The sequence below is a fragment of the Flavobacterium tyrosinilyticum genome, from assembly GCF_023656565.1.
GTDB classification, from domain to species: Bacteria; Bacteroidota; Bacteroidia; order Flavobacteriales; family Flavobacteriaceae; genus Flavobacterium; species Flavobacterium tyrosinilyticum.
Window position 1 is genome coordinate 789,965 of the sequence record NZ_JAMOKG010000003.1, and the last position, 22,547, is coordinate 812,511.

17 protein-coding genes are annotated in these 22,547 nt (G+C 35.0%); 6 read left to right on the forward strand and 11 right to left on the reverse strand.

Annotated features, from left to right (window positions below):
• Positions 1-2 precede the first annotated feature (2 nt).
• Entirely contained in the window at positions 3-707 is a 705-nt protein-coding gene (locus NCC77_RS17685; RefSeq protein ID WP_250836782.1) for a Crp/Fnr family transcriptional regulator, read from the reverse strand.
• A gap of 180 nt (positions 708-887) precedes the next feature.
• Between NCC77_RS17685 and NCC77_RS17690 the strand changes: the two genes are divergently transcribed.
• From NCC77_RS17690 to NCC77_RS17700, 3 genes are all read left to right on the forward strand, one after another.
• Positions 888-4,406: a nitrate reductase gene (locus tag NCC77_RS17690; RefSeq protein WP_250836783.1), complete on the forward strand. Its 3,519-nt coding sequence runs from the start codon at positions 888-890 to the stop codon at positions 4,404-4,406.
• A gap of 290 nt (positions 4,407-4,696) precedes the next feature.
• A complete protein-coding gene (locus NCC77_RS17695) occupies positions 4,697-6,127 on the forward strand; it encodes a rubredoxin (protein WP_250836784.1) in 1,431 nt (476 codons plus the stop codon).
• A gap of 131 nt (positions 6,128-6,258) precedes the next feature.
• Positions 6,259-6,867 (forward strand): hypothetical protein, encoded by a 609-nt coding sequence (locus NCC77_RS17700; protein WP_250836785.1) that lies wholly within the window; start codon positions 6,259-6,261, stop codon positions 6,865-6,867.
• 219 nt (positions 6,868-7,086) lie between these two features.
• On the opposite strand, the gene moaA is transcribed toward NCC77_RS17700, so the two are convergent.
• The 10 genes from moaA to NCC77_RS17750 form a co-directional block, all read right to left on the reverse strand.
• On the reverse strand, positions 7,087-8,094 hold the full coding sequence (gene moaA / locus NCC77_RS17705; RefSeq protein ID WP_250836786.1) for a GTP 3',8-cyclase MoaA: 1,008 nt from the start codon (positions 8,092-8,094) through the stop codon (positions 7,087-7,089).
• Positions 8,081-8,995, reverse strand: a complete 915-nt coding sequence (gene moaCB, locus NCC77_RS17710) for a bifunctional molybdenum cofactor biosynthesis protein MoaC/MoaB (RefSeq protein ID WP_250836787.1) — start codon at positions 8,993-8,995, stop codon at positions 8,081-8,083. Before moaCB ends, moaA begins: the two co-directional genes overlap by 14 nt.
• Before the next feature lie 9 nt (positions 8,996-9,004).
• Complete coding sequence (locus NCC77_RS17715) at positions 9,005-9,436, reverse strand: molybdenum cofactor biosynthesis protein MoaE (RefSeq protein WP_035648088.1); 432 nt, start codon at positions 9,434-9,436, stop codon at positions 9,005-9,007.
• Positions 9,437-9,459: 23 nt separating this feature from the next.
• Positions 9,460-9,813 carry a lysozyme inhibitor LprI family protein gene (locus NCC77_RS17720; RefSeq protein ID WP_250836788.1) on the reverse strand — a complete coding sequence of 118 codons (354 nt, stop codon included), beginning with the start codon at positions 9,811-9,813 and terminating at the stop codon, positions 9,460-9,462.
• A 15-nt stretch (positions 9,814-9,828) separates the two neighbouring features.
• On the reverse strand, positions 9,829-10,908 hold the full coding sequence (gene moeB / locus NCC77_RS17725; RefSeq protein WP_250836789.1) for a HesA/MoeB/ThiF family protein: 1,080 nt from the start codon (positions 10,906-10,908) through the stop codon (positions 9,829-9,831).
• An 11-nt stretch (positions 10,909-10,919) separates the two neighbouring features.
• Positions 10,920-11,159, reverse strand: a complete 240-nt coding sequence (locus tag NCC77_RS17730) for a MoaD/ThiS family protein (protein ID WP_250836790.1) — start codon at positions 11,157-11,159, stop codon at positions 10,920-10,922.
• A 2-nt stretch (positions 11,160-11,161) separates the two neighbouring features.
• A complete protein-coding gene (gene cobA / locus NCC77_RS17735) occupies positions 11,162-11,950 on the reverse strand; it encodes a uroporphyrinogen-III C-methyltransferase (RefSeq protein ID WP_250836791.1) in 789 nt (262 codons plus the stop codon).
• A 6-nt stretch (positions 11,951-11,956) separates the two neighbouring features.
• Positions 11,957-12,529, reverse strand: coding sequence for a molybdenum cofactor guanylyltransferase (locus NCC77_RS17740; RefSeq protein ID WP_250836792.1), 573 nt, complete (start codon positions 12,527-12,529; stop codon positions 11,957-11,959).
• A gap of 173 nt (positions 12,530-12,702) precedes the next feature.
• The gene (locus NCC77_RS17745) at positions 12,703-13,449 is read right to left on the reverse strand and encodes a sulfite exporter TauE/SafE family protein (protein ID WP_250836793.1); all 747 of its coding nucleotides are present in this window, start codon (positions 13,447-13,449) and stop codon (positions 12,703-12,705) included.
• A 125-nt stretch (positions 13,450-13,574) separates the two neighbouring features.
• Positions 13,575-14,747, reverse strand: coding sequence for a molybdopterin molybdotransferase MoeA (locus NCC77_RS17750; RefSeq protein WP_250836794.1), 1,173 nt, complete (start codon positions 14,745-14,747; stop codon positions 13,575-13,577).
• A gap of 927 nt (positions 14,748-15,674) precedes the next feature.
• Here NCC77_RS17750 and NCC77_RS17755 point away from each other — a divergent pair.
• From NCC77_RS17755 to NCC77_RS17765, 3 genes are all read left to right on the forward strand, one after another.
• Positions 15,675-18,806 carry a SusC/RagA family TonB-linked outer membrane protein gene (locus NCC77_RS17755; RefSeq protein WP_250836795.1) on the forward strand — a complete coding sequence of 1,044 codons (3,132 nt, stop codon included), beginning with the start codon at positions 15,675-15,677 and terminating at the stop codon, positions 18,804-18,806.
• A 15-nt stretch (positions 18,807-18,821) separates the two neighbouring features.
• The gene (locus NCC77_RS17760; protein ID WP_250836796.1) at positions 18,822-20,294 is read left to right on the forward strand and encodes a RagB/SusD family nutrient uptake outer membrane protein; all 1,473 of its coding nucleotides are present in this window, start codon (positions 18,822-18,824) and stop codon (positions 20,292-20,294) included.
• Positions 20,295-20,486: 192 nt separating this feature from the next.
• A complete protein-coding gene (locus tag NCC77_RS17765) occupies positions 20,487-22,403 on the forward strand; it encodes an arylsulfatase (RefSeq protein WP_250836797.1) in 1,917 nt (638 codons plus the stop codon).
• The last annotated feature ends 144 nt before the right edge of the window (positions 22,404-22,547 follow it).

Genomic DNA, 22,547 nt, shown 5'->3' on the forward strand with positions numbered 1-22,547 from the left:
CCTTAAAAATATTTATGCTCCATAATTTCAGATCTCAACTCTGAAATTCCTAAAATCCCAACACGTTTTCCTTCCGTTTTAATCAATGCTTCTTTTTTAAGGCTTGATAAAATACGTATTGCTTGTTCTTCTGTAGTTCCTGCAAAATCTGCAATTTCTTTTCGCGAAAGCTCGATATCAATCAAACCATTAGTTTGTCCGAATTTGCGATGAATGTAAAGTAACAAATCAATTACACGTTCGCGAACATTCATGTGTGCAATCTTACGAATATTGTTTTCGCTTTTGTTCAATTCTTCAGCATAAAACAGCATCAAAGCATAAGTAAATTCAGGAACTTGCTGTAAAATTTCCTGCATAGTTTCGTTGCTGAAGTTACACAAAACTGTATCTTCCAGCGCATAAGCACCAATTAAATAACGTTTACCCGTTCCAAATCCGCGGAAACCAATAATGTCACCATTTGCGGTTAAACGAACGATTTGTTCACGACCATTAATTCCAGTTTTTACTGTTTTAGCTTTTCCTTTGCAAATAAAATAAAGACCTTGCAACGGAGCTCCTTCTGTAATAAACTGATCTGATTTTTTACAGGTAATACTTTGCTTTTTAGAAACATAACCTGCCATCTGTTCTAAATGCAGATGTTTCTTGATAAAACAATTTTCATTGACACAGGAATAACAAACGGTTTGCTCTTCTTTCATGAGTCCTAAATTTTTTAACAGATTAAAAACTAATTTGTTGTTCCTCATTTATTTTCATCAAAATTAAAAAAATAAATCCAAAAAATACGTATTAATACGTAAAAAATACTTATTTTTGTGTAAGTACTTTTTCTAAAGTCAGATCAATTAATAAAAATAGTATCTCTAAATAGAACTCTAATGCAAACTACGAAGATCAAAACTACCTGTTCATACTGTGGCGTTGGCTGTGGTATAATTGTGACCAACGATGCAAAAAATGGAGTAATGGTAGAGGGCGACAAAGATCATCCTGTAAACAAAGGAATGTTATGTTCTAAAGGGATGAACTTGCACTACGTAGTTAATGATACCTCTGACAGAATTTTATATCCAGAAATGCGAGGAAGTAAATCCTATCCGCTAGAACGCGTAAGTTGGGATACCGCTCTTGACCGCGCTGCTGCTGTTTTTTCTTCTATTATAAAAAAACACGGACCAGATAGCGTTGGATTTTATATTTCTGGACAATGTCTAACTGAGGAATATTACTTAGTCAATAAACTTGTAAAAGGGTTTCTGAAAACCAACAATATTGACACCAATTCTAGACTTTGTATGAGTTCTGCCGTTGTGGGTTATAAAAAAACTTTTGGAGAAGATTCTGTTCCAATTGCTTACGATGATATTGAACTGGCGGACACTTTTTTAATTACAGGAGCAAATCCTGCTTGGTGCCACCCTATTCTTTTTAGAAGATTAGAAAAACACAAAGAGAAAAATCCGAAAACCAAAATAATTTGTATCGATCCTAGAAGAACCGATACGGCTGCTTTTGCCGATTTACATTTGCAGATTATTCCAGGTTCAGATATTATTTTATATCATGCCATTGCCAAACGCATTATCGAAAAAGGTCACGTCGATCACGATTTCGTTAACAATCACGTGGAAAATTTCAAACAATATAAAGACTTAGTTTTAGGAACTTCTCTTGAAAAAGCGTCTAAACTTTGCGGAATTTCTGTAAACGACATTAAACTTGCCGCCGATATTATAGGAAAAGCAAAAGGTTTTATTTCGCTTTGGGCAATGGGATTAAACCAAAGTGCTGTTGGCGTTGATAAAAATACAGCATTGCTGAATTTATCTTTATTAACAGGACAAGTTGGAAAACCAGGTTCTGGGCCATTTTCATTAACAGGTCAGCCTAATGCTATGGGAGGACGCGAAGTTGGCGGAATGGCAACACTTTTGGCCGCACATAAAGACATTGCTAATCCAACGCATCGTAAAGAAGTGGCTGATTTTTGGGGCGTTGACGAGATTTCGGACAAACCGGGTTTAACGGCAACAGAAATGTTTGAAGCTTTGGAATCTGGAAAAATGAAAGCCGTTTGGATTATCTGCACCAATCCGCTTGTGAGTTTACCCAATTCTAGAAGAGCCGAAAAAGCGCTTCAAAATGCAAAATTCGTAGTCGTTCAGGATATTTCGCACAATGCCGATACAGCCAAATTTGCCGATTTATTATTGCCTGCTGCGGGTTGGTTAGAAAAAGAAGGAACAATGACCAATTCAGAGCGCCGTATTTCGTATCTACCAAAAGGAATCAATGCCCCTGGAGAAGCACTTCCAGATATTGAAATCTTAATTCGCTTTGCTAAAAAAATGAATTTTAACGGATTCAATTTCAACAGCGCCGAAGAAGTTTACAAGGAACATTGTGCACTTACCAAAAACACGAATATTGACATTTCATTTTTAAATTATAATCGTTTAAAAAACGAAGGAACTTTTCAGTGGCCCGTTCCAGATTATAATCATCCCGGAACTCCGAGATTATTTACCGATAAAAAATTCTATACCCCATCAGGAAAAGCGATTTTTAATCTTCCTGTTTCAATCGAAAATACTTCGGTACAACCTAACGATGAATTCCCTTTTATTTTGACAACTGGAAGAATTCGCGATCAATGGCATACGATGACTAAAACAGGGAAAGTATCGAGATTATTAACGCATATTCCAAGTCCAGTCTTAGAAATAAATCCGATTGATGCTTTTAAAAATGATATTAAGAATGGCGATATTGTCGTAGTTACAAGCAAAAATGGAGAAGTTCGTGTAAAAGCAAAAGTGACTGATTCGATCAAAGAAAAAGTCGTTTTCCTGCCCATGCACTGGGGAAAACAGCTTGAAAATGATTTGAATAGAACTAATAATTTAACGAACAACGTTGTCGATCCAATTTCAAAAGAACCTGATTTTAAGTTCACAACCGTTTCGATTAAAAAATATGTAAAACCATTTCAGAAAATTGCCATTGTTGGTGCTGGAGCAGCTTCTTTCCGATTCATTCAAAACTATCGCGAATTCAATTCTACTGATGAAATTATTGTCTTTTCGAATGAAGTAAATCCGTTTTACAATCGTGTTTTACTTCCCGAATATATGACGGGAGAATTCAGTTGGGAACAGCTTTTAAAAGTCAAAGATGGCGAAGCTTTCAATAAACTGAAAATTACCATGAAAGCCGGCGTTGCAATTGAAAAATTAGATTCAAAACAAAAAATAATTGTTGACAGTCAAGGCGAAATTCACACTTTCGATTCTTTGATTTTAGCAACGGGAAGCCGTCCTTTTGTTCCAGAAAATGCACAGCTTCATCTTCCTGGACGCTTTACCGTTAGAAGAAAAGAAGATGCCGACCGTTTGAAAAAACATTTAGACAGCACCAATCTTCCCCCCGAAGAACAGCATGTAGTAATTATTGGAGGCGGACTATTGGGATTAGAATTAGCTGCAGCTTTAAAACATAAAAAAGTAAAAACAACTATAATCCAAAGGGCTTCTCGTTTAATGGAACGCCAATTGGATCTAATTTCAAGCAAATTATTGGCTGAAGAAGTACAGCTTCGTGATATTCAGATTTATTTTGATAATGAAGTCAGCACCGTTTTCGAAACCGATAATCAGAATGAAATTGAAATTGCTTTAAAGAGCGGAAAAATCATTACAGCAAATGCAATTGTGTATACGATTGGAACAATCCCAAATATCGAAATTGCTCGCGAAAGCGGTTTAGCCTGCGGACGCGGTGTAAAGGTAAATCAGTATTTACAAACTTCAAATCCTGATATTTTTGCGATTGGAGAGATAGCAGAATTTGATAATAAGTTATTCGGAATCACATCTGCCGCCGAAGAACAAGCTGATATTCTAGCAAATTTCCTTGCGGGCGATATTAGCAGTTATTACAAAGGCTCGATTTTAATGAATATTTTAAAATTAGAAGACATTAATCTTTGTAGTATTGGCGATCTTACCATTCCTGAAAATGATGACTCCTACGAGGAAATTGTTTTTGCCGATTTGAAAAAACGTTATTACAAAAAATGCATCGTAAAAGATGATCTTTTGGTTGGAGCGATTTTAATGGGCGATAAAAACGAGTTTGCTGAATTTAAAACGATGATAGAAAGCAAAATCGAATTATCAGACAAACGAAATACGCTTTTAAGAGGAAGCTCAAATGCAAAACCAGTTTTAGGAAAATTAGTTTGTTCCTGCAGTCAAGTTGGAGCTGGAAACATCGAAGAAACGATTAAAAGCGGTGTAAGTGATTTTACGGATTTATGCAAAAATACAGGAGCAGGTTTAGGTTGCGGAAGCTGCAAAACGGAAGTAAAGGAAATATTGGCTAAGTGCAAGGTTTAGTTGCTTTTGTTATGTTGTGTTGATCTAAACGCAAAGTTCGCAAAGGTTTTTCGCAAAGTTTCGCAAAGAATAATATTCTCTGCTTAAAATTGTTTTCTATCGAAAAAAGTTCGGAAAGCTATGCGCTAAAATCTTTACCGAAAGCTTTGTGAACTTTGGCAACTTATTATAAAATAAAAAAACTTTGCGAAACTTTGCGAAAAACCTTTGCGAACTTTGCGGTAAAATTTATGTTCAAAGTAAAGCAACTTGAAACCTGAAACAAAGAAAACCTGAAACAAAAAGAAAAAATGGAACTAACAAGATTAATAGTAAAAGGAGGCGTTATTTCGCCAGGAGAACTTAAGGAAGTTGTAAACATCGCTTTGGAAGAAGGTTTGGATTCAATTTCGTTTGGTTCTAGACAAGATATTATTTTTCCGAAAGGATTTAAATCTTTGGATAAAACTACTTTAGGAAAGCATCATTTTGTTTTTCCCGATCAAAAAAGTGGTAACAATATTGTTTCTTCTTATGTTTCGACAGATATTTTTAGAAATACGAATTGGCTTACTGGAAATAGATTTTTATATATTTTGGAAGAATTTAAAGAACAGCCAAAACTTAAAGTCAACATAACTGATCCGAAGCAGCAATTAGTTCCTTTGTTTACAGGTCATTTGAATTTCATTGCTTCAGAACATGAAGATTATTGGTATTTATACATTCGTCTTCCAAAATGGGAAAAAATAGAAGTGTATCCTGTTTTGATTTACAGCTGGGATTTGGCTAAGATTTATTACGAAATTGAAAAAATTTCAGAAGAGGATGCAATTGATATCGAACTGCTTTTCACTTTGGTCAGCGAAGCTTTAGATACCAATAACAGAACAATCGATAAACCATTAAATATTCCTTTTTACCCATTTCCTTATTACGAAGGAATGAACAGAATGGGAATTGATCAATATTGGCTGGGATTATACTGGAGAAATAATTTATACGATTTAGATTTTCTGAAAGAAATGTGCGATTTGTGTTTTGAATGCAAAATTGGAAAAATCTGTATCACGCCTTGGAAATCTTTCATAATCAAAGGAATCCCGAAAGACCGAAAACTAGAATGGGAAAAATTCTTAGGAAAACGCGGCATCAATGTTCGACATTCGCTATTAGAATTGAACTGGCACTTACCCGTTGCGATGGAATGGGCTTTAAATCTAAAAACTTTTTTGGTTAGAACATTAGATCAATTTGATATCAGTACGTACGGATTGAATTTCGGAATTTCAGAATACAATCGTGACGGACATTATTTTACTTCGATTGTCATCGAAAAGAATGAACTCCCAACAGCTTTAGAATCCATAAAAATCAGAGATACTTATAATGTATTGTTCGCCAAGAATTTCGATCCAAATACTCGCGAATATATTGTGCATTCACAAGATATTGATAAGCTCGAACTGCCAACTATTTTAATTGAGTTAAGCCGAAAATATTTTGAAGAACTAGGAAATATAGCATCTGAAACTACCGAAAAACAACAGAAAAAAGAAAAACCACAACAAGATATTTACCAATGTCAGGAATGCTTAACGCTTTATAATTCAGAATACGGAGACGAAACTCAGGGAATTCCAAAAGGTCTTTTGTTTGAAAATCTTCCAGAAACCTATTGCTGTTCTCTTTGTGAAGCACCAAAAAGCAATTTTAGAATTTTGGAAACAGTTGAAAATTAATAAGTTCTATTATTTCTGTATTCAAAAATTGCGTATATTTAGCTTAACTAAGAATTTACACTAAAGCGTCACACTTCAGAAGCTTTAAAACTACTTGGTTAGCATCTATTTATTCAATAAAAAATACAGTTATGATAAAAAGAACAACACAATCTTCTGCTGATAAAGCTACCGATGTTCCGGCAGAAACAGCTGTAGAAAGCACTACAGAAATACAGCCAGAAACTAAGACAACAATTAAAAGAACTACTAGAACTGCCGTAAAACCAGCAACTGCAAAAACAGCTACAACAAGAACGACTGCTGCAAAAGCACCCGCAGCGACTGTTAAAACTGCTGCAAAAACTCCTATAAGAGCAGCTTCTAAAACAGCACCAAGAGCGACGGTAAAAAAAACTGCAACAACATCTGCAAAAACAGAACCTATCGTTTCTGAGATTGTAGAAATTAAAACCAATGACGTTGCAGAAAGCAAACCTGTTGTAACTGTTGAAAAAATTGGCAAAGAGAAAAACGACATAAAATCAAAGCTAAAAGCTAAACTTAAAGCAAAAAAAGAGAAAGAAAAGAAAAGAGAAAAAGCGATTAAATCTGTTATCAAAAAATTAGAAAAAGAGAAAAAAGCAAAACTAAAAGCAGCCGAAAAGAAAAAAGAAAAGGCTAAAAAAGCGAAAGCTAAGAAAATTGCTGATAAAAAAGCGAAAGCACAGAAAAAAACAAAAGCTAAAAAGAAAAAATAGTTTTGAGAAAGGTTTGACTTTAAAAAAGTTAAACCTTTTTTTATTTTCATTAGCAATGTCACATACAGTTTGTCATTCTGATTTCTATGATAAAACTAGGCGGTTAAGGCTTCGACTTCGCTCAGCCAGACAAACCTTATGTCATCCTGAGCGAAGTCGAAGGACTTATAACGATGAGTCACTCATAACTCATAACTCACAATTCATAACTAAAAACTTCTACCCTCCAATCGCAATCATACTACGATTGTCAAAATGTTTTTTAGGATCGTCCATTTCATCCATCGTAACCATTCCTGCGCGGACTTTCTTTTTATTCTGAATCGATTCTGAAATCAAATTATTTATGGATTCTCCATTTCTAAACGCCGTCAGCAAATCGGTTTCTGAATTAGAGAAAAGGCAGTTTTTTATTTTTCCGTCTGCCGTCAAGCGGATGCGGTTGCAGCTGTCACAAAACGGATTTGTAATCGAACTGATGATTCCGAAATCGCCTTGAAAACCTTTAATTTTATAATTTCTGGAAGTGAAGTTTTTTTCGTCTTCTAATTTCAGAATTTCTTCTGAAGAAAATTGAGTTCCAACTAAAGATAAAATTTCTTGTTGCGAAACCATTTTGCTTCTGTCCCACTCGTTTCCGGCAAAAGGCATAAATTCAATAAAACGAACCGAAATAGGCAGAAACTGAGTCAGTTTTACAAAATCTACAATTTCATTATCATTGAAACCTTTCATCAAAACCACATTCACTTTTACCTGAAAATCATGATTTAAAAGCAAATGCAGATTATCTATTACCTTTTCAAACTTGTTTCTAAGCGTTATAGAAGTAAATTTAGAAGCAACTAAAGTATCTAAACTTAAATTGATTTTTTTTACTTTAAACTGCTTTAAGACATCAATATGGCGATCAACTAAGATTCCGTTTGTCGTCATAGAAAGTGAAATGCCAAGCTCTGATAATTTAGAAACAATTTCAGGAAAATCCTTTCTCAGCAAAGGTTCTCCACCTGTTAATCTTATTTTGTCAACACCATTTTTTACGAAAGTTTCGGCAATTGCAAAAATCTCATCAGCCGTCATTAAACTGGCTTTTGGAGATAAGGCGATTCCATCCGCCGGCATGCAATATGTACATCGCAGGTTGCATTTTTCCAGCAGCGAAATGCGCAGATAATTATGCTTGCGCCCAAAACCATCCGTCAAAATAGTGTTAGAGGCTGTCATGATTTTTTCCTTTTAAAATATGAAAAACGTGCATTACGTGTGGAAAAACAGCATCCATCGATTCTCTTACGCCGTTTGTTGAACCTGGCAAAGCCAAAACTAAACTTTTGCCTAAAGTACCCGCAACACTTCTAGAAAGCATTGCATACGGCATTCTTTGCTGACCGTAATTGCGAATAGCTTCTTCAATTCCTGGAATTCTGCTTTCCAATAATGGCTCTAAAGCTTCTGGCGTAACATCTCTTGGAGATAATCCAGTTCCGCCTGTAAAAATGACCAGCTGATTATCTTTAGCGAAAGCTTTTGTTTTTTCCTGAATAATATCCAATTCATCTGGAATGATTTCGTAATGCGAAGTTTCAACTCCGTATGAATCCAGTTTTTCTACAATTGTTTTTCCAGAGCGATCTTCTTTATCGCCCGCAAAAATCGAATCGGAACAAACGAAAACTGCCGCTTTAATTACATTCGGGAATTTATTTTTGAAAGACGATTTTCCGCCTTCTTTATTAATTAATTTGATAGTCGAAATTTCGATTTCCTTGTCAATTGGTTTTAGCATATCATACATTGTAAGCGCTACAATTGATGCGCCGTGCATGGCTTCAACCTCAACTCCCGTTTTATAAACGGTTTTTACTTTAAAAATAATATGAATATCTAAACCTTCGATATTGTATTCTACAGAAGTAAATTCAATTGGAAGAGGGTGACAATCTGGAATAGACAAATGGGTGTTTTTGACCGCAAACAGTCCAGCCGTTTTTGCCATTTCAAATACGTTTCCTTTTGGCACTAAATTGTTTACAACAGCATCAATTGTTTCCTGCTTGCTTACTTTGACAATTGCAGTTGCTGTTGCGACTCTTAATGTGCTTATTTTATGCGTAATATCTACCATTATAGTTTCTTAGGTATTTTGTTTCCAAGTGAATGTATCGTTTTCAAACATTTCTTTGCCAAAAATCGGAACATCGGTTTTAATCCAGTTAACGATGGCTTCTGTTGCTTCATAAACTTGTTTGCGACGTGTTGCCGAAACAAAAACAAATAAACAGATTTCGCCTGCTTTTACAACGCCTAAACTGTGGTAAATGTGCATGCAGGTTAAATCGAATTTAGCAAAAGCTTTTTCTCTAATTGCATACAAAGCTTCATTCGCCATGTCTGTATACGCCGAATAATCTATTGCTACGACAGTATTGTCGTGAATAACATCGGCACGGACTTGTCCTAGAAAAATATTATGCGCCCCAATCGTATGTTTTGATTGATGTTTAGCGATCGATTCCGCTATAAATTCAGGAGCAATTGGCCCTTCTACAAATACATTTTTACTCATTTTTATGTTTTTTTATAAGGACTTTAAAAGCCATTCATCAAACTTTTCAATTCCTTTGTTCTGCTAATGGTAAGCTGCATTCTACAATCTGCGTACATTTTATTTGCTATGACACCACCGTAACCTTCTGGATAGCTTTTAAATTTACAATTTGAATCTCTAAACTTTATCCAGTCTTTTTGAGAAACAACTAAAGCTGTTTGATCTTTTGTTCCTAATTTCTTTTTCAGCTGATTATAAACTTCATTCAATTCTTTATCAGCTTTATCGTAAGCTTGATAAAGCTCTGTTTCGCCAGTAGCGTCAACATGAGTTTGTGAAAACCCAAATTGAGAAAAACAAAAGAATAAAAACAATCCGAAAATGATTTTTTTCATAGTAGTCGTTATTTATTAATTGGAATTGATTTTTTCATGCAATGATTGTTTCATCGCTAAAGCACCACCAGCAATGCTTTTTATATTTTTAAATTGATGTTTTTGAAGCAATTCAACTGCAATTTTACTTCTGCTTCCAGATTGACAAAAAACGTAAATAGTTTGATTTAAATTCAGTTTTCCAATTTCATTTTCTAGATTTACCAACGGAATCTGAAGGGTATTTTTCAAATTTATTTTTGGTAGTTCGTCTTCATTTCGAACATCTAAAAAAAGAACCTGATCGTTTTCTATTTCATCCAAAATAAGCTCAAATTTTATTTCTTCAACCTGATTTTCAGAAGAATTATATTTCTGTTCAAAATCTTCTTTCGTCATTTCTACTTCAGAACTTTTTTCGAAATCATATTTCTGTTGCTCATTTTTCAAAACATTATAAACCAGAATCTTTCCACTTAAAACTTCTCCAACTCCAAGAATCATTTTTATGACTTCATTGGCTTGCAACATTCCGATAATTCCAACCGAAACTCCCACTACACCAGCATCTTCGCAATTTAAAGCACTATTATTTTCATCTGGATATAAACATCTGTATGTTGGTCCGTTTTGATAATTGAAAACCGAAACTTGTCCTTGAAATCTAAAAATAGATCCGTAAACCATTGGTTTATGGGTTACGAGACAAGCATCATTAATTAGATATTTAATTGCAATATTATCTGTTGCATCAACAATAATATCATAGTTTTCAAACAGCGAAATAGCATTTTTTGCCGATAACTTTTCTGAAAAAACATTCACGTTTATAAGCGGATTCAATTCTAAAATCATCGCTTTTGCTTCAGCAGCTTTTCCTTTTCCAACTGCCGAACTTTTATAAATTACCTGTCTATGAAGGTTCGAAATTTCGATAAAATCATCGTCAACAATTCCGATTTCACCGACTCCTGCACCTGCCAAATAAGGCAGAATTGCAGCTCCCAAACCTCCCGCACCAATAACTAAAACTTTAGATTTCAGTAATTTGTACTGGCCACCCTCTCCTATTTCAGGAAGAATAATTTGTCTGTTATATCGTGAAGTTTCACTCATTAGGTTTCGTTTTATCCTCCGGCAAATGGTGGCAACAATGCTACAATATCACTAGTATGTAAAGTATAATCTGAAGTTTTAGAAACTATTTTCTGATTTACAGCAACGCTGAAAGTCAGCGATTCAAACTCATATTTATTGTTTAAATCCTGTAATAATTGCTGCAATGATAGTTCTTCCGAAAAAGATAATTTTTCGAATTCACATTTTGTTTTTTCAGCAACAGCTCCAAAATATTTAACCTCGATCATTTTTATAAATTTAAATTCTGAAAAATAAATTCGTCTTCAAAGTGTTCTTGAAAATACGAAATCCAACTTGATGTATTTCTCACTACTTCGCCAATCACAATAATGGCAGGCGATGATATATTTTTTTCAGCCACCAATTTAGTAATTGTATTGATAGTTCCAATTACTTTTTGCTCTGAGTTTTTTGTTCCATTCTGGATAATCGCAATGGGCAGATCGTCATTTCTGTTTTCTTGATAGATCGAAATGATTTCGTCTAATTTATGCATTCCCATTAAAATCACAACCGTTGCTGCCGATTTTGAAGCCAAATGAACGTCTTTCGATAATTCATGAGATGAAGTTGTTCCGGTAATCACCCAAAAACTTTCAGCCACTTTGCGCTGTGTCAAACTGATTCCGACTGAAGCTGGAACTCCTAAAGCAGATGAAATTCCAGGGACAATAGCCGTTTCTATTCCGAAATCTTCTGCAAATTCAATTTCTTCACTTCCTCTTCCAAAAACAAACGGATCTCCGCCTTTTAAACGTACAACATGTCCATAACGATTTGCCATAGAAACAATCAATTCATTAATCTGATCTTGTGTGTAAGCATGACAGCCTAAACGTTTTCCAACAAAAACAATTTCTGCATTTGATGCATATTCCAGTAATTCTTCGTTTACTAAAGCATCATACAAAACCACATCGGCACTTTTTAAAGCTTTAATTGCTTTTATAGTAATCAATTCAACGTCGCCAGGACCTGCGCCTACAATCGTCAATTTTGGTGTTTTTAAATTTCGCATAGTCTTTTAAGTTAAATTGATATTCAGGTCGTTTAACTCGTCGGCCGAATTAATATTGGTTAAATGAAAGTTCTCGCTTTCTTCTATGTTGATAATCTGATGCGGCAGTTTGGCTAGCAGATCCATCATTTTTAATTCATTAGAATCAATTGCTTCTTTTATAACTGGAACAATGTTTTTTGAATAAATTCCGATTAACGGATGGGTTTTACTTTCGGATGCAAAAACTGTAATTCCTGCTTCTTGGGTATGTTTTGAAATTAATTCCTGCAATAATTCGGTTGAAATTAAGGGAATATCACAGCTTAAAATCAAATTAAATTCGGTTTCAGAATGTGATAAAGCGGTGTAAATTCCTCCCAGCGGACCTTTGTCAACTATTAAATCCTGTATTTTTTGATACGGCAAATAATCGTATTCTTTTGATCCCGTAATGAGTTTAATTTGATCTGTAATAGGCAAAATCGCCTGAATGATATGCTCAATAAAAGGTTTATCTTGAAACAAAACCAATCCTTTTTCTGACTGCATTCTGGTGCTTTTTCCTCCGCAAAGAATAAATACTGTTAGTGTTTCCATGATTATTTTTTTTGTTTCAGGTTTTCTTTGTTTCAGGTTCCAAGTTTTACCAATCTTTGTCTCCAGCGGTTGAAACCGCTGGCTATATTTATATAGATTCTTTTTCGTTTAATTTTCAAATATAGCCCGAGGTTTTAACCTCGCGGACGCAACGATAAACATATTTTGCCCTTTCATGGAAAAATCAATTTAACACTTGCCATTAAAATCACTGTTCCTAATACCATTTTTAATGTTCTATTCGAAAAAGAACCGCTTCCGTAAAAACCTCCTAACATTCCTCCGACAACTGCAATTGGAACTAAATAAAAACTTTCCATCGGAATTGTTTTTCCTCCTAAAAAGAACCCCAACATTCCAGCAAATGAATTCACAAAAATGAATAAACTCGAGATTGCCGCCGATTCTTTTACTGATGCCCATCCTAAAAATAACAGAATCGGACTTAATATAATTCCACCGCCAATTCCTAGCATTCCAGATAATAACCCGATGGCAAAACCAATTGCCAAAGCAAATGGAAGATTTATTTTTACTTCTTCTTTTTCTTTAAAATTAAAAACTCCAAACAATCTCAAAGCAGCAAAAACCAATACAATTCCTAAAACAATTTTATAAATCGTATTATCTAAGGTTATAAAACCGCCAATAAACGCCGCTGGAATCGATGCTATCGCAAACGGGTAAAAGAGCTTTGGTTTGAAATAATTGTTTTTATAGTAAAACAAAAACGAAATACTCGAAACAAACAAATTCAACAGCAAAGCCGATGGTTTCATTACAGAAACCGGAAAAGCAAAAATGCTCATTAATGCCAAATATCCCGATGCTCCGCCGTGCCCTACGCTTGAATATAAAAATGCAATTATAATTAAGGCAAAACTGAATAATAGTATATTTTCGGAAGTTAGGAGACTCATGTATTTTGTTTTATTTGTTTCAAGTTTAAAGTTTCAAGTTTATTGCTGTGTGTTTTTATTTATATAGCGCTTTTCGCTTTTTATCTAAAATCTATTTCTTTATTCTTTATTCTATCTAAAAAAATCTAACCAATCGGCAGAATCGTTACCGACTCCCCTTTTTTGATATTTTCAACATCCTCTGGTACTATTACTAATCCGTTCGCTACAGCAAAAGAATTTAGCATTGCAGAACTTTGTCCATCTAAAATTTCCACACTTGTTTCATTGTACAATGCTTTTAAGAAAAGTGTTTTCTCTGTGTTATTTACGATGTCGTTGTTTAATTTTCGAACAATCTTTGGTAAATGTGTGTTAGAAAAACCCATTCTGTTTTTGACTGCTGGATATACATAAATATAAAAATTAGTCAGAGACGAAGCAGGGTTTCCAGGTAGCGCAAAAACCAAAGTATCTTTTTTAGAACCAAAAAACATTGGTTTTCCAGGTTTTTGATTGATCTTGTAAAAAAGCTCTTCTACTCCATTTTTCAACAATGCTTCTTTTACAAAATCATAATCCCCAACAGAAATTCCGCCAGATATAAGCACAATATCATTCTTTTTAAGAATGGACTGCAAGGCTTTTTTTGTCGCTTTTAAATTGTCTTTAACCGTATGAACTTTAATTTTATTAACTCCGATAGTCTGCAATGCAGCTTGAAGCATTATAGAATTACTTTCGTAAATTTTACCTTTTGAAAGTTTTTTTCCGGGTTTTACTAATTCATTTCCCGTTACCAAAATAGCTACTTTCGGCTTTTTATAAACTGTTATTTCTGTAATTCCTAAACACGCTAAAAAACCAACTGCAGCGGGAGTAATCAGGGTATTGGCATCAAAAACAACATCTTCTGCATTAATCTGTTCGCCTTTACTTCTTACATTGGCAAACGGCTCTGGCATTTTTGCAATCAGGATAGAATCTCCGTTGACCATTACATGTTCCTGCATAACTACGGTATCTGCATCATTAGGAACATAAGCGCCTGTAAATATACGGACAGCTTGATTTTCTTTTAGTTTTATATTGGCATGATCTCCAGCTTGTGAAATACCTACAACATCAAACTGATGTCTTCGTGAATGAATAAAAGCATAACCATCCATTGCTGACTGGCGAAAAGGAGGCATTGAAATTGGCGAATAAATTGTTTCTGCTAAAATATATCCCAAGGCTTTATGCACTGAAATTTTCTGAGTGGACAAAACAGAACTATTTGCTGCAACAATTTCTAAAGCTTCTTTTACTTCTATCATTTCTTCGGATTATAAACTAAGTAAAAATACTTAACACAAATATAAGTATTTATCCTTAGGTTGATTAAAAAATTTAAATTTTCTTTTTGCTATGTATAAAATTACTCTAATTTATTCAAAATCAAATTCAAATTCAACCTTAGATTTTACAAAATAAATAGCGAAATAGCTTTTCGCGCCTTTTTTTGTCTTTTTTTATCATTTAGAAATCTGTTTGGAGCTATTTTTTGATTAAAAATTAAGTGTAAAATACTACAATTTTACTTAGTTTCTAAAATTTCTTTTAACATTTGTTTGAAACTCAAAGATGTTGTCAACACCTTTAAAATAAGGCGATAACTAAAATTATCTCTTTTACAATGCCTCTGTAAATGTATATTTTTCAAAAAAAAATCAACAAACTTTTGGTTTTTATTATATAAAATTTAACTTTGTCTATAGGATTAGTAGAGTTTAAGATAATATTTCAAACTATAAAAATTATTATTGTGAAAACAACAGAAGGCATATCGCGTTACATTCTTCCTAAAAAATACACTTATAGCACTATTTGTTATATGTGTTTCTGTTGTTAATAATCTACTTTTATTTTGTTTGCCTTTAGAATACATATCAAAGCAAATCAAAAAAAATATCACCAAAAATATTTACTGAATTTTAACCAAAAATCTCTCCGAGGCATTCAATTGTGTTGGATCAGATTCTTGAAACCACATCTATTATTCAAGAAATTAAATAACTAACAACTAAAAAAAACTAAAATGAAAACATTGCAAACTTGTTGCTGTAAATAAAAAAAGCCATTTCTGCGGCAACAGAAATGGCAAGGCTTAAAGAACATTTATCACTAAATCAAGAACACTTTTAGAGTGCTGTATAAACAGTGCTCAGGGCGCCTTGTTAATTACTTAAAACCAACACAAAGAAATGAAAAAAAAGTTAAACATACACATACTGCTGTTTCTACTCTTCATAACAGCAGGAATACAAGCCCAGAATACCACCCCGCTTATACAATCAAAATTGGACGGAACTGTTGTAGATGCTATTACAAATCAGCCCATTATAGGTGCTTCTGTAACCATTAAAGGAACCACTCACGGTGTTGTTACAGATGCAGAAGGAAAATTTTATTTTCAGACGGGACAGAAATTTCCTTACACTTTGATTGTAACCTACATCGGATATAAAAAAATAGAAGTAATTGTTGAGAAAAATCCAGTAATCATTAACCTTAAAGAAGAACGCCAAGAACTAGACGAATTGGTTGTGGTAGGTTACGGAACTCAAAAAAGAAAAGATATTACAGGTTCTGTGGCTTCTGTACCAAAAGCCAATTTATCTCAGGTCACTTCATCGGCAGATAATCTTTTAAGAGGTGCTGTAGCTGGAGTTGTAGTTACACAAAGTTCTGGTCGTCCAGGCGCTTCTTCAAGTGTCCGCATTCGCGGAGGAAACTCTATTACTGCTGGTAACGAACCTTTGTATGTTGTTGATGGAATTTTAATCTACAATGATAACAGCAATAGTGGCGCTGGAGTAACTTATGCCGGAGCAAGTGTAAATGTTCTGTCAACTATTAACCCTGCTGATATTGAATCGATAGAAGTGCTGAAAGATGCATCGGCAACAGCAATTTACGGTTCGCGTGGTGCCAATGGAGTTGTAATTATTACCACTAAAAAAGGAACAAAGGGACAAGATAATATTTCGTACCAAGGCTATTTCGGATTCCAGAATATTTCAAAAAAACTAAAACTAATGAATGCCAGCGAATGGGCAAGTTTAAGAAACGACGTTCAAGCAAGTATTGGCCAAGCTCCTTCTTTCTCTGTAGCACAAATCGAAGCTTTAAAAACTTCTGGAAATTACGATTGGCAGTCTGCAGCATTTATCACTGCGGCACCCGTTCAAAGCCATAATCTATCTTTTTCAGGCGGTGACGAAAAATCTAGATATGCGGTTTCTGCAGGCTACTTTGATCAAGATGGTATTGTATTAGGTTCTGATTTTAAACGTATTTCACTTCGAGTTAACTACGAAAGAAATTATTCTCAGAAATTCAAATTTGGCGTAAATGCAAATTATACCAATTCAATTGCAAATGGCGTTGGTACAAATGGCGGTGCAGCGGCTGGACGAAATCCGAACCCGCTTGTGAGTGTGGTTTTGAATGCCCCCGTAGTTCCAATTAAAAACGCAGATGGGAGTTATAATGTAACCAATAATCCTTATGCAACTTCTGTAAATGGCTATATTCCGAACCCGATTAACGATTTGGACAATACAACCAATGAAACTAAACTAAACCGAATTCTAACCAGTTTATTTGGCGAATATAAATTCAATAAAGAATTGACAGCAAAAGTTGCGGTTAGCGGTGATGTTTTAAATACAAAACAAAATTATTATGCTCCTTCAAACACTACTACAGGAGCTGGAACAAAAGGATTAGCTTCTATCGGAGAAAGATCAGTAGGTTCTGTTTTAAATGAAAACACACTGAATTACAACACTCATTTTGGCGAAAATCATAAGTTTTCTGCTTTGGGAGGTTATACCCTTCAATATACTAAAGGCGAAGTTGTAAATGCTGGAGCCCAAACTTTTGTTAATGATGCCAATACTTATAATGCTATTCAAGATGGCGTACCTGTAAAACCTTATAGTGATGCTTACGAAAGCGTACTAAAATCTTGGCTTGCGAGAGTGAATTATTCTTATAAAGGAAAATACAATTTCACATTATCTGGACGTGCAGATGGATCTTCTCGTTTTGGTTCAGAATCACTTTGGGGATATTTTCCTTCTGCTGGATTTTCTTGGAATATTACCGATGAAGAATTTGCCAACAACATTAAAGGCGTAACAGAAGCTAAACTGAGAATTACAGCAGGAACAACGGGAAATCAAGAAATTGGAAACTATCTACCATTGGCTTCAATGGGATCGGTAAACTATTCTTTTGGAGGAACATTATATACTGGTCTAGCTCCTACCCGATTGGCAAATCCAGATTTGAAATGGGAAAAAACAAATCAGTATAATGTTGGTTTGGATTTATCCTTATTAGACCGAAAAATCAATTTTGTTTTTGATGTTTATTATAAGAAAACAAAAGACCTTTTAATTAACGTTCCAGTGCCATTGAGTTCTGGTTATGCAACAGTACTTCAAAATATTGGCGGAGTTGAAAATAAAGGTTTTGAAGTCGGTTTGACAACTGAAAACATAAAAACCGAAAACTTCGCATGGAACTCCAACATCGTCTTTTCTTTAAATAGAAATAAAGTTACCGAGATTGGAAATGGTGTAAACGAATTTTTCCCAGTGGTTCCAAATGGTTCTTTGCTACAGCAACAGCCTGTTATTGTAAAAGTAGGTTTGCCTTTGGGAAGTTTCTGGGGATATAAAACCAACGGAATTTTCCAAACTCAAGAAGAGGTTAATACACAGCCAAAAATCAACAGTTTGGCGAACACCAAAGTGGGAGACAGAAAATATGTGGATACCAACGGAGACGGTGTTATTACAGCTCTTGACAAAGGAAATCTAGGCACTTCTCAGCCAAAATTTGTTGGAAGTTTCAGTAACACCATTTCATACAATGATTTTGATTTGAACTTTTCATTTCAAGGAGCTTACGGAGGAAAGATCTTCAATGCTTTAAATCAGCAGTTAGAAATTTCGACTCTTGGAACCAATGCCGCGTCTACATTGAATGACCGCTGGACACCAACAAATCCTAGCAACGAAATCCCGAGAGCATCTAGTTCTCCTCTTGGAATTGTTTCTGAGCGCTACGTAGAAGATGCTTCTTTCTTACGATTAAAATTAATCACATTAGGATACACTTTGCCAAAAAGCGTTTCTAAAAAACTGGGAACCAAGAGTGTGAAATTTTACATCTCGGCAGAAAACCTCATCACATGGACCAAATACACTGGATATGATCCAGAAGTAAGTTCATACGAACAAAATAACTTATATCCGGGAATTGATTTTGGTTCTTACCCAAACTCTAAAACATTCATCTCGGGCTTGAACGTAACTTTCTAAGTAAAAAAATATATAATGAAAAAGATAATCATAACATTCCTTTTAAGTGCCGGTCTATTGGTATCGTGCGCTGATCTTGAGGTAACACCTACCTCGTTTGTAACCGAAGACAATTATTTTGTCACGCAAGATGATGCTACTGCAAGTGTAACTGCTGTTTACGCTTCTTTAAGCCTTGACCCAGGTGAGCAGAGTTTATTTGGGAGAAACCTTTATTTCTTGACCGATATGGGTTCAGATTACGCAGCGGCGGGAGTTTCTGCTACAAACCCACAAGTTAGAGCCATGAGCAGTTTGACACACGATGCTACTAATGACCGTGTTCAGGTAGCATGGAGACAGATTTATAATGGAATCAACAGAGCCAATGTGTCTATTGATAATATCCCGAAAGTATCTGGTTCAGACGTAATCAAAACAAGATTAATTAATGAAGCGAAGTTTATTAGAGGTCTTTTGTATTTTCAGGCTGTTCGTCTTTGGGGCGGTGTTCCGATTGTTTTACACGAATCGAAGTCTATTAATTTAGGTGATCTAAAAACCAATCGTTCTACGGCTGATGAAGTGTACAATCAAATCATTAAAGATTTAACAGATGCCGAAGCCTTGCCTAAAACCTATACTGCGGCAGATGCAGGACGTGCTACTTCGGGAGCTGCAAAAGCGATTTTAGCAAAAGTATATCTGACTAGAAAAGACTGGCCAAATGCTATTGCAAAATCTCGAGAGGTAATTGATGGAGGTTACGGATATGCTTTGTTTGAAGAGTTTCAAGATATTTTCACTAAAACAAAAAAGAACGGAAAAGAACATATTTTCTCAGTTCAGTTTGAACCAAATCAGGCAGGAAACGGTTCTAGCGGAAGCACTTTCCAAGCAACTTCTTTTACCGGATTTACAGCTACAGAACCAGCAGATATTATCTCAGACGTTGCTTTGTTTTATGATATTTATGCCCCTGGCGATAAAAGAAGAGATGTAAGTTACGCCAAACAGTTGTTGAATCCTGCAACGGGAACACTTTATACTTTTCCGAAACCAATCTTCAAAAAATACTTGGATTTGTCCAATTTGGCTACTCCTGGAAACGTAGCGATCAACTTTCCGGTTATTCGTTATGCAGATATCCTTTTGTCTTTAGCGGAAGCAATAAATGAACAAGGCGGACCAACGGCAGAAGCATACGAATTAATCAATCAAGTAAGAAGGAGAGCTTTTGGAAAAGCCATTACAACTCCAGATGCAGCTGTGGATTTAGTCGGATTAAATCAGACCTCTTTTAGAGCAGCGATTCAAGAAGAACGCAAAAAAGAATTTGTTCAAGAAGGGCAAAGATGGTTTGACTTAGTACGATGGGGAACATTGGTTACCGAAGTGAAAAAAGTAACAGCCAAAAACTCAGTTTCAGAACGAAACAATCTTTATCCGATTCCACAAAGCGAAAGAAATATCAACCCTGATGGTTTACCGCAAAATCCTGGGTATTAAAAAATTTAAACACATAGAGACATAGATTTTATTTAATAAAAGAATTAAAAGAGAAACATGTTTCTCACACATAGATTACTATGTGCATTTAAACAAGTGAAACGCCTTTTCAACACAAAGCAAATCTATGATTCTATGTGTTTAAAAAACAAGAACCATTATTTAAAACCATATAACTAAAAAACTATAAAAATGAAAAATTTAAAAAATAGCATTGCAATCAAAAGCCCAAAGAAAGGACTTTTGATTACTGCTTTCCTGATTGCACAATTGGGAATAGCACAGGAACAATCAGAATTTAAAGGAGTAATCGGAAAAACATTGGCTGATTCTAAAGAATACTGGCCAGATCCTGTAACGGCTCCAAAAGGCGCTCCGAATGTGGTTTGGATTCTTTTGGATGATGTTGGATTTGGAGCTTCAAGTACTTTTGGAGGTTTAATCAACACTCCTACTTTTGATAATCTGGCAAATAATGGCTTGCGCTATACCAACTTCCATACAACAGCAATTTGTGCGCCAACTCGTGCGGCATTATTGACGGGAAGAAATTCTGGAAGAGTTCACGTAAGCGGATTTTCTCATACCATTCTTTCTGCAGGTTTCCCGGGTTGGGACGGAAGAATTCCTTCTGATAAAGGAACAATTGCAGAGATTCTTCGCGATAATGGGTACAATACTTTTGCTGTTGGAAAATATGGTGTTACACCAGACGAGGATGCTACAGATGCAGGTCCGTTTGACAGATGGCCAACTGGAAAAGGTTTCGATCATTTCTACGGATTCTTAGGCTCTCAAACCGATCAGTACAATCCTGATTTGGTAGAAGATCAAGTTCACATTAAACCTGACGGACGTCATTTGAATGAATTGATTACAGACAAAGCCATCAGTTATATTCAGAAACAGCAAAAAGCGGCACCGGGAAAACCATTCTTCTTGTACTACGCACCAGGAGCGGTTCATGCACCGCATCAGGTTGCCGAAAAATGGGTTGAGCCTTATAAAGGAAAGTTTGACGAAGGTTGGGATGTTTACCGCGAAAAAGTATTGGCAAACCAAAAGAAATTAGGAATATTTCCTCAAAATGCAGGACTGCCAGATCGTAACGCTTTAATTACGGAATGGAAAAAATTAACTCCAGACCAAAAGAAAGTATATGCAAGATTCATGGAAGTTTATGCAGGATTCTTAACGTATACCGATTATGAAATTGGAAGAGTCGTAAATTATCTAAAAGAAAGCGGACAGCTGGATAATACTTTAATCTTTGTAGCAATTGGTGATAATGGAGCCAGTAAAGAAGGAACGCTTCAAGGAACAATCAATCAGAGTTTGTTTGCTCAAGGAAAAACAGATGAGGAGAATTTCCAAAGCAATTTGAATAATATTGGGGAAATCGGAACAGCAAAAGGTTTAAATACCAATTATCCTTTAGGCTGGGCACAAGCAACCAATGCTCCTTTCAAAAACTGGAAACAAGATGCACATTCAGAAGGTGGAACTCGTAACCCATTGATTGTTTTTTATCCAAACGGAATTAAAGATAAAGGCGGCATTAGAAATCAATACAGCCACGTAACCGATTTGCTTCCAACTACATTGGCTGTTGCAGGAATTAAAGCTCCAGAATATATCAAAGGAATCAAACAAGATATTATTCAAGGATCTTCTTTCCAAGCTTCTTTAGATAATCCAAAAGCCGAATCATTGCACAAAGTTCAGTATTACTACATCTTTGGAAATAGAGCGATTTACAAAGATGGATGGAAAGCTTCTGCAGCACATTTACCAGATTCTTTTGCTGTTAAAAAATCTTTAGGAAGCAACGAAAAACCTGCTCCAAGTAACTTCGATACAGATGTTTGGGAATTGTATAATCTAAACGAAGATTTTAACGAACGTAATAATCTGGCGAAAAAATATCCTGAAAAACTGGCTGAACTTCAAAAATTATTTGACGAACAGGCCAAAGAAAACAATGTCTATCCGTTGATTGACTGGCAGGATGTTTACAACAGAAGAATACACAATACAGGTGCCGATAAAGGAAAAACAGTTTCAGACTTAATCAAACAGGCAACTAAACCTGGAGGAACCAATAACTAATTACCGAACCTGCAAGGTTTCCAAAACTTTGTAGGTTTAAATTATATCAACTTTAAAAAAACACCTACAAGGTTTTGGAAACCTTGCAGGACATAAAACGAAGAATTATGAAACGAGTAGATTATGAAATTATAGGAAAAAAGA

Bases quoted from the DNA above. Each gene is read 5' to 3' on its own strand.
- moeB (WP_250836789.1), bottom strand. From the start codon at position 10,908: ATGAGTGAAACTTCACGATATAACAGACAAATTATTCTTCCTGAAATA.
- NCC77_RS17745 (WP_250836793.1), bottom strand. From the start codon at position 13,449: ATGAGTCTCCTAACTTCCGAAAATATACTATTATTCAGTTTTGCCTTA.
- NCC77_RS17755 (WP_250836795.1), top strand. From the start codon at position 15,675: ATGAAAAAAAAGTTAAACATACACATACTGCTGTTTCTACTCTTCATA.
- NCC77_RS17690 (WP_250836783.1), top strand. From the start codon at position 888: ATGCAAACTACGAAGATCAAAACTACCTGTTCATACTGTGGCGTTGGC.
- moaA (WP_250836786.1), bottom strand. From the start codon at position 8,094: ATGACAGCCTCTAACACTATTTTGACGGATGGTTTTGGGCGCAAGCAT.
- NCC77_RS17695 (WP_250836784.1), top strand. From the start codon at position 4,697: ATGGAACTAACAAGATTAATAGTAAAAGGAGGCGTTATTTCGCCAGGA.
- NCC77_RS17715 (WP_035648088.1), bottom strand. From the start codon at position 9,436: ATGAGTAAAAATGTATTTGTAGAAGGGCCAATTGCTCCTGAATTTATA.
- NCC77_RS17720 (WP_250836788.1), bottom strand. From the start codon at position 9,813: ATGAAAAAAATCATTTTCGGATTGTTTTTATTCTTTTGTTTTTCTCAA.
- NCC77_RS17700 (WP_250836785.1), top strand. From the start codon at position 6,259: ATGATAAAAAGAACAACACAATCTTCTGCTGATAAAGCTACCGATGTT.
- NCC77_RS17730 (WP_250836790.1), bottom strand. From the start codon at position 11,159: ATGATCGAGGTTAAATATTTTGGAGCTGTTGCTGAAAAAACAAAATGT.
- NCC77_RS17685 (WP_250836782.1), bottom strand. From the start codon at position 707: ATGAAAGAAGAGCAAACCGTTTGTTATTCCTGTGTCAATGAAAATTGT.
- cobA (WP_250836791.1), bottom strand. From the start codon at position 11,950: ATGCGAAATTTAAAAACACCAAAATTGACGATTGTAGGCGCAGGTCCT.
- moaCB (WP_250836787.1), bottom strand. From the start codon at position 8,995: ATGGTAGATATTACGCATAAAATAAGCACATTAAGAGTCGCAACAGCA.
- NCC77_RS17740 (WP_250836792.1), bottom strand. From the start codon at position 12,529: ATGGAAACACTAACAGTATTTATTCTTTGCGGAGGAAAAAGCACCAGA.
- NCC77_RS17760 (WP_250836796.1), top strand. From the start codon at position 18,822: ATGAAAAAGATAATCATAACATTCCTTTTAAGTGCCGGTCTATTGGTA.
- NCC77_RS17765 (WP_250836797.1), top strand. From the start codon at position 20,487: ATGAAAAATTTAAAAAATAGCATTGCAATCAAAAGCCCAAAGAAAGGA.
- NCC77_RS17750 (WP_250836794.1), bottom strand. From the start codon at position 14,747: ATGATAGAAGTAAAAGAAGCTTTAGAAATTGTTGCAGCAAATAGTTCT.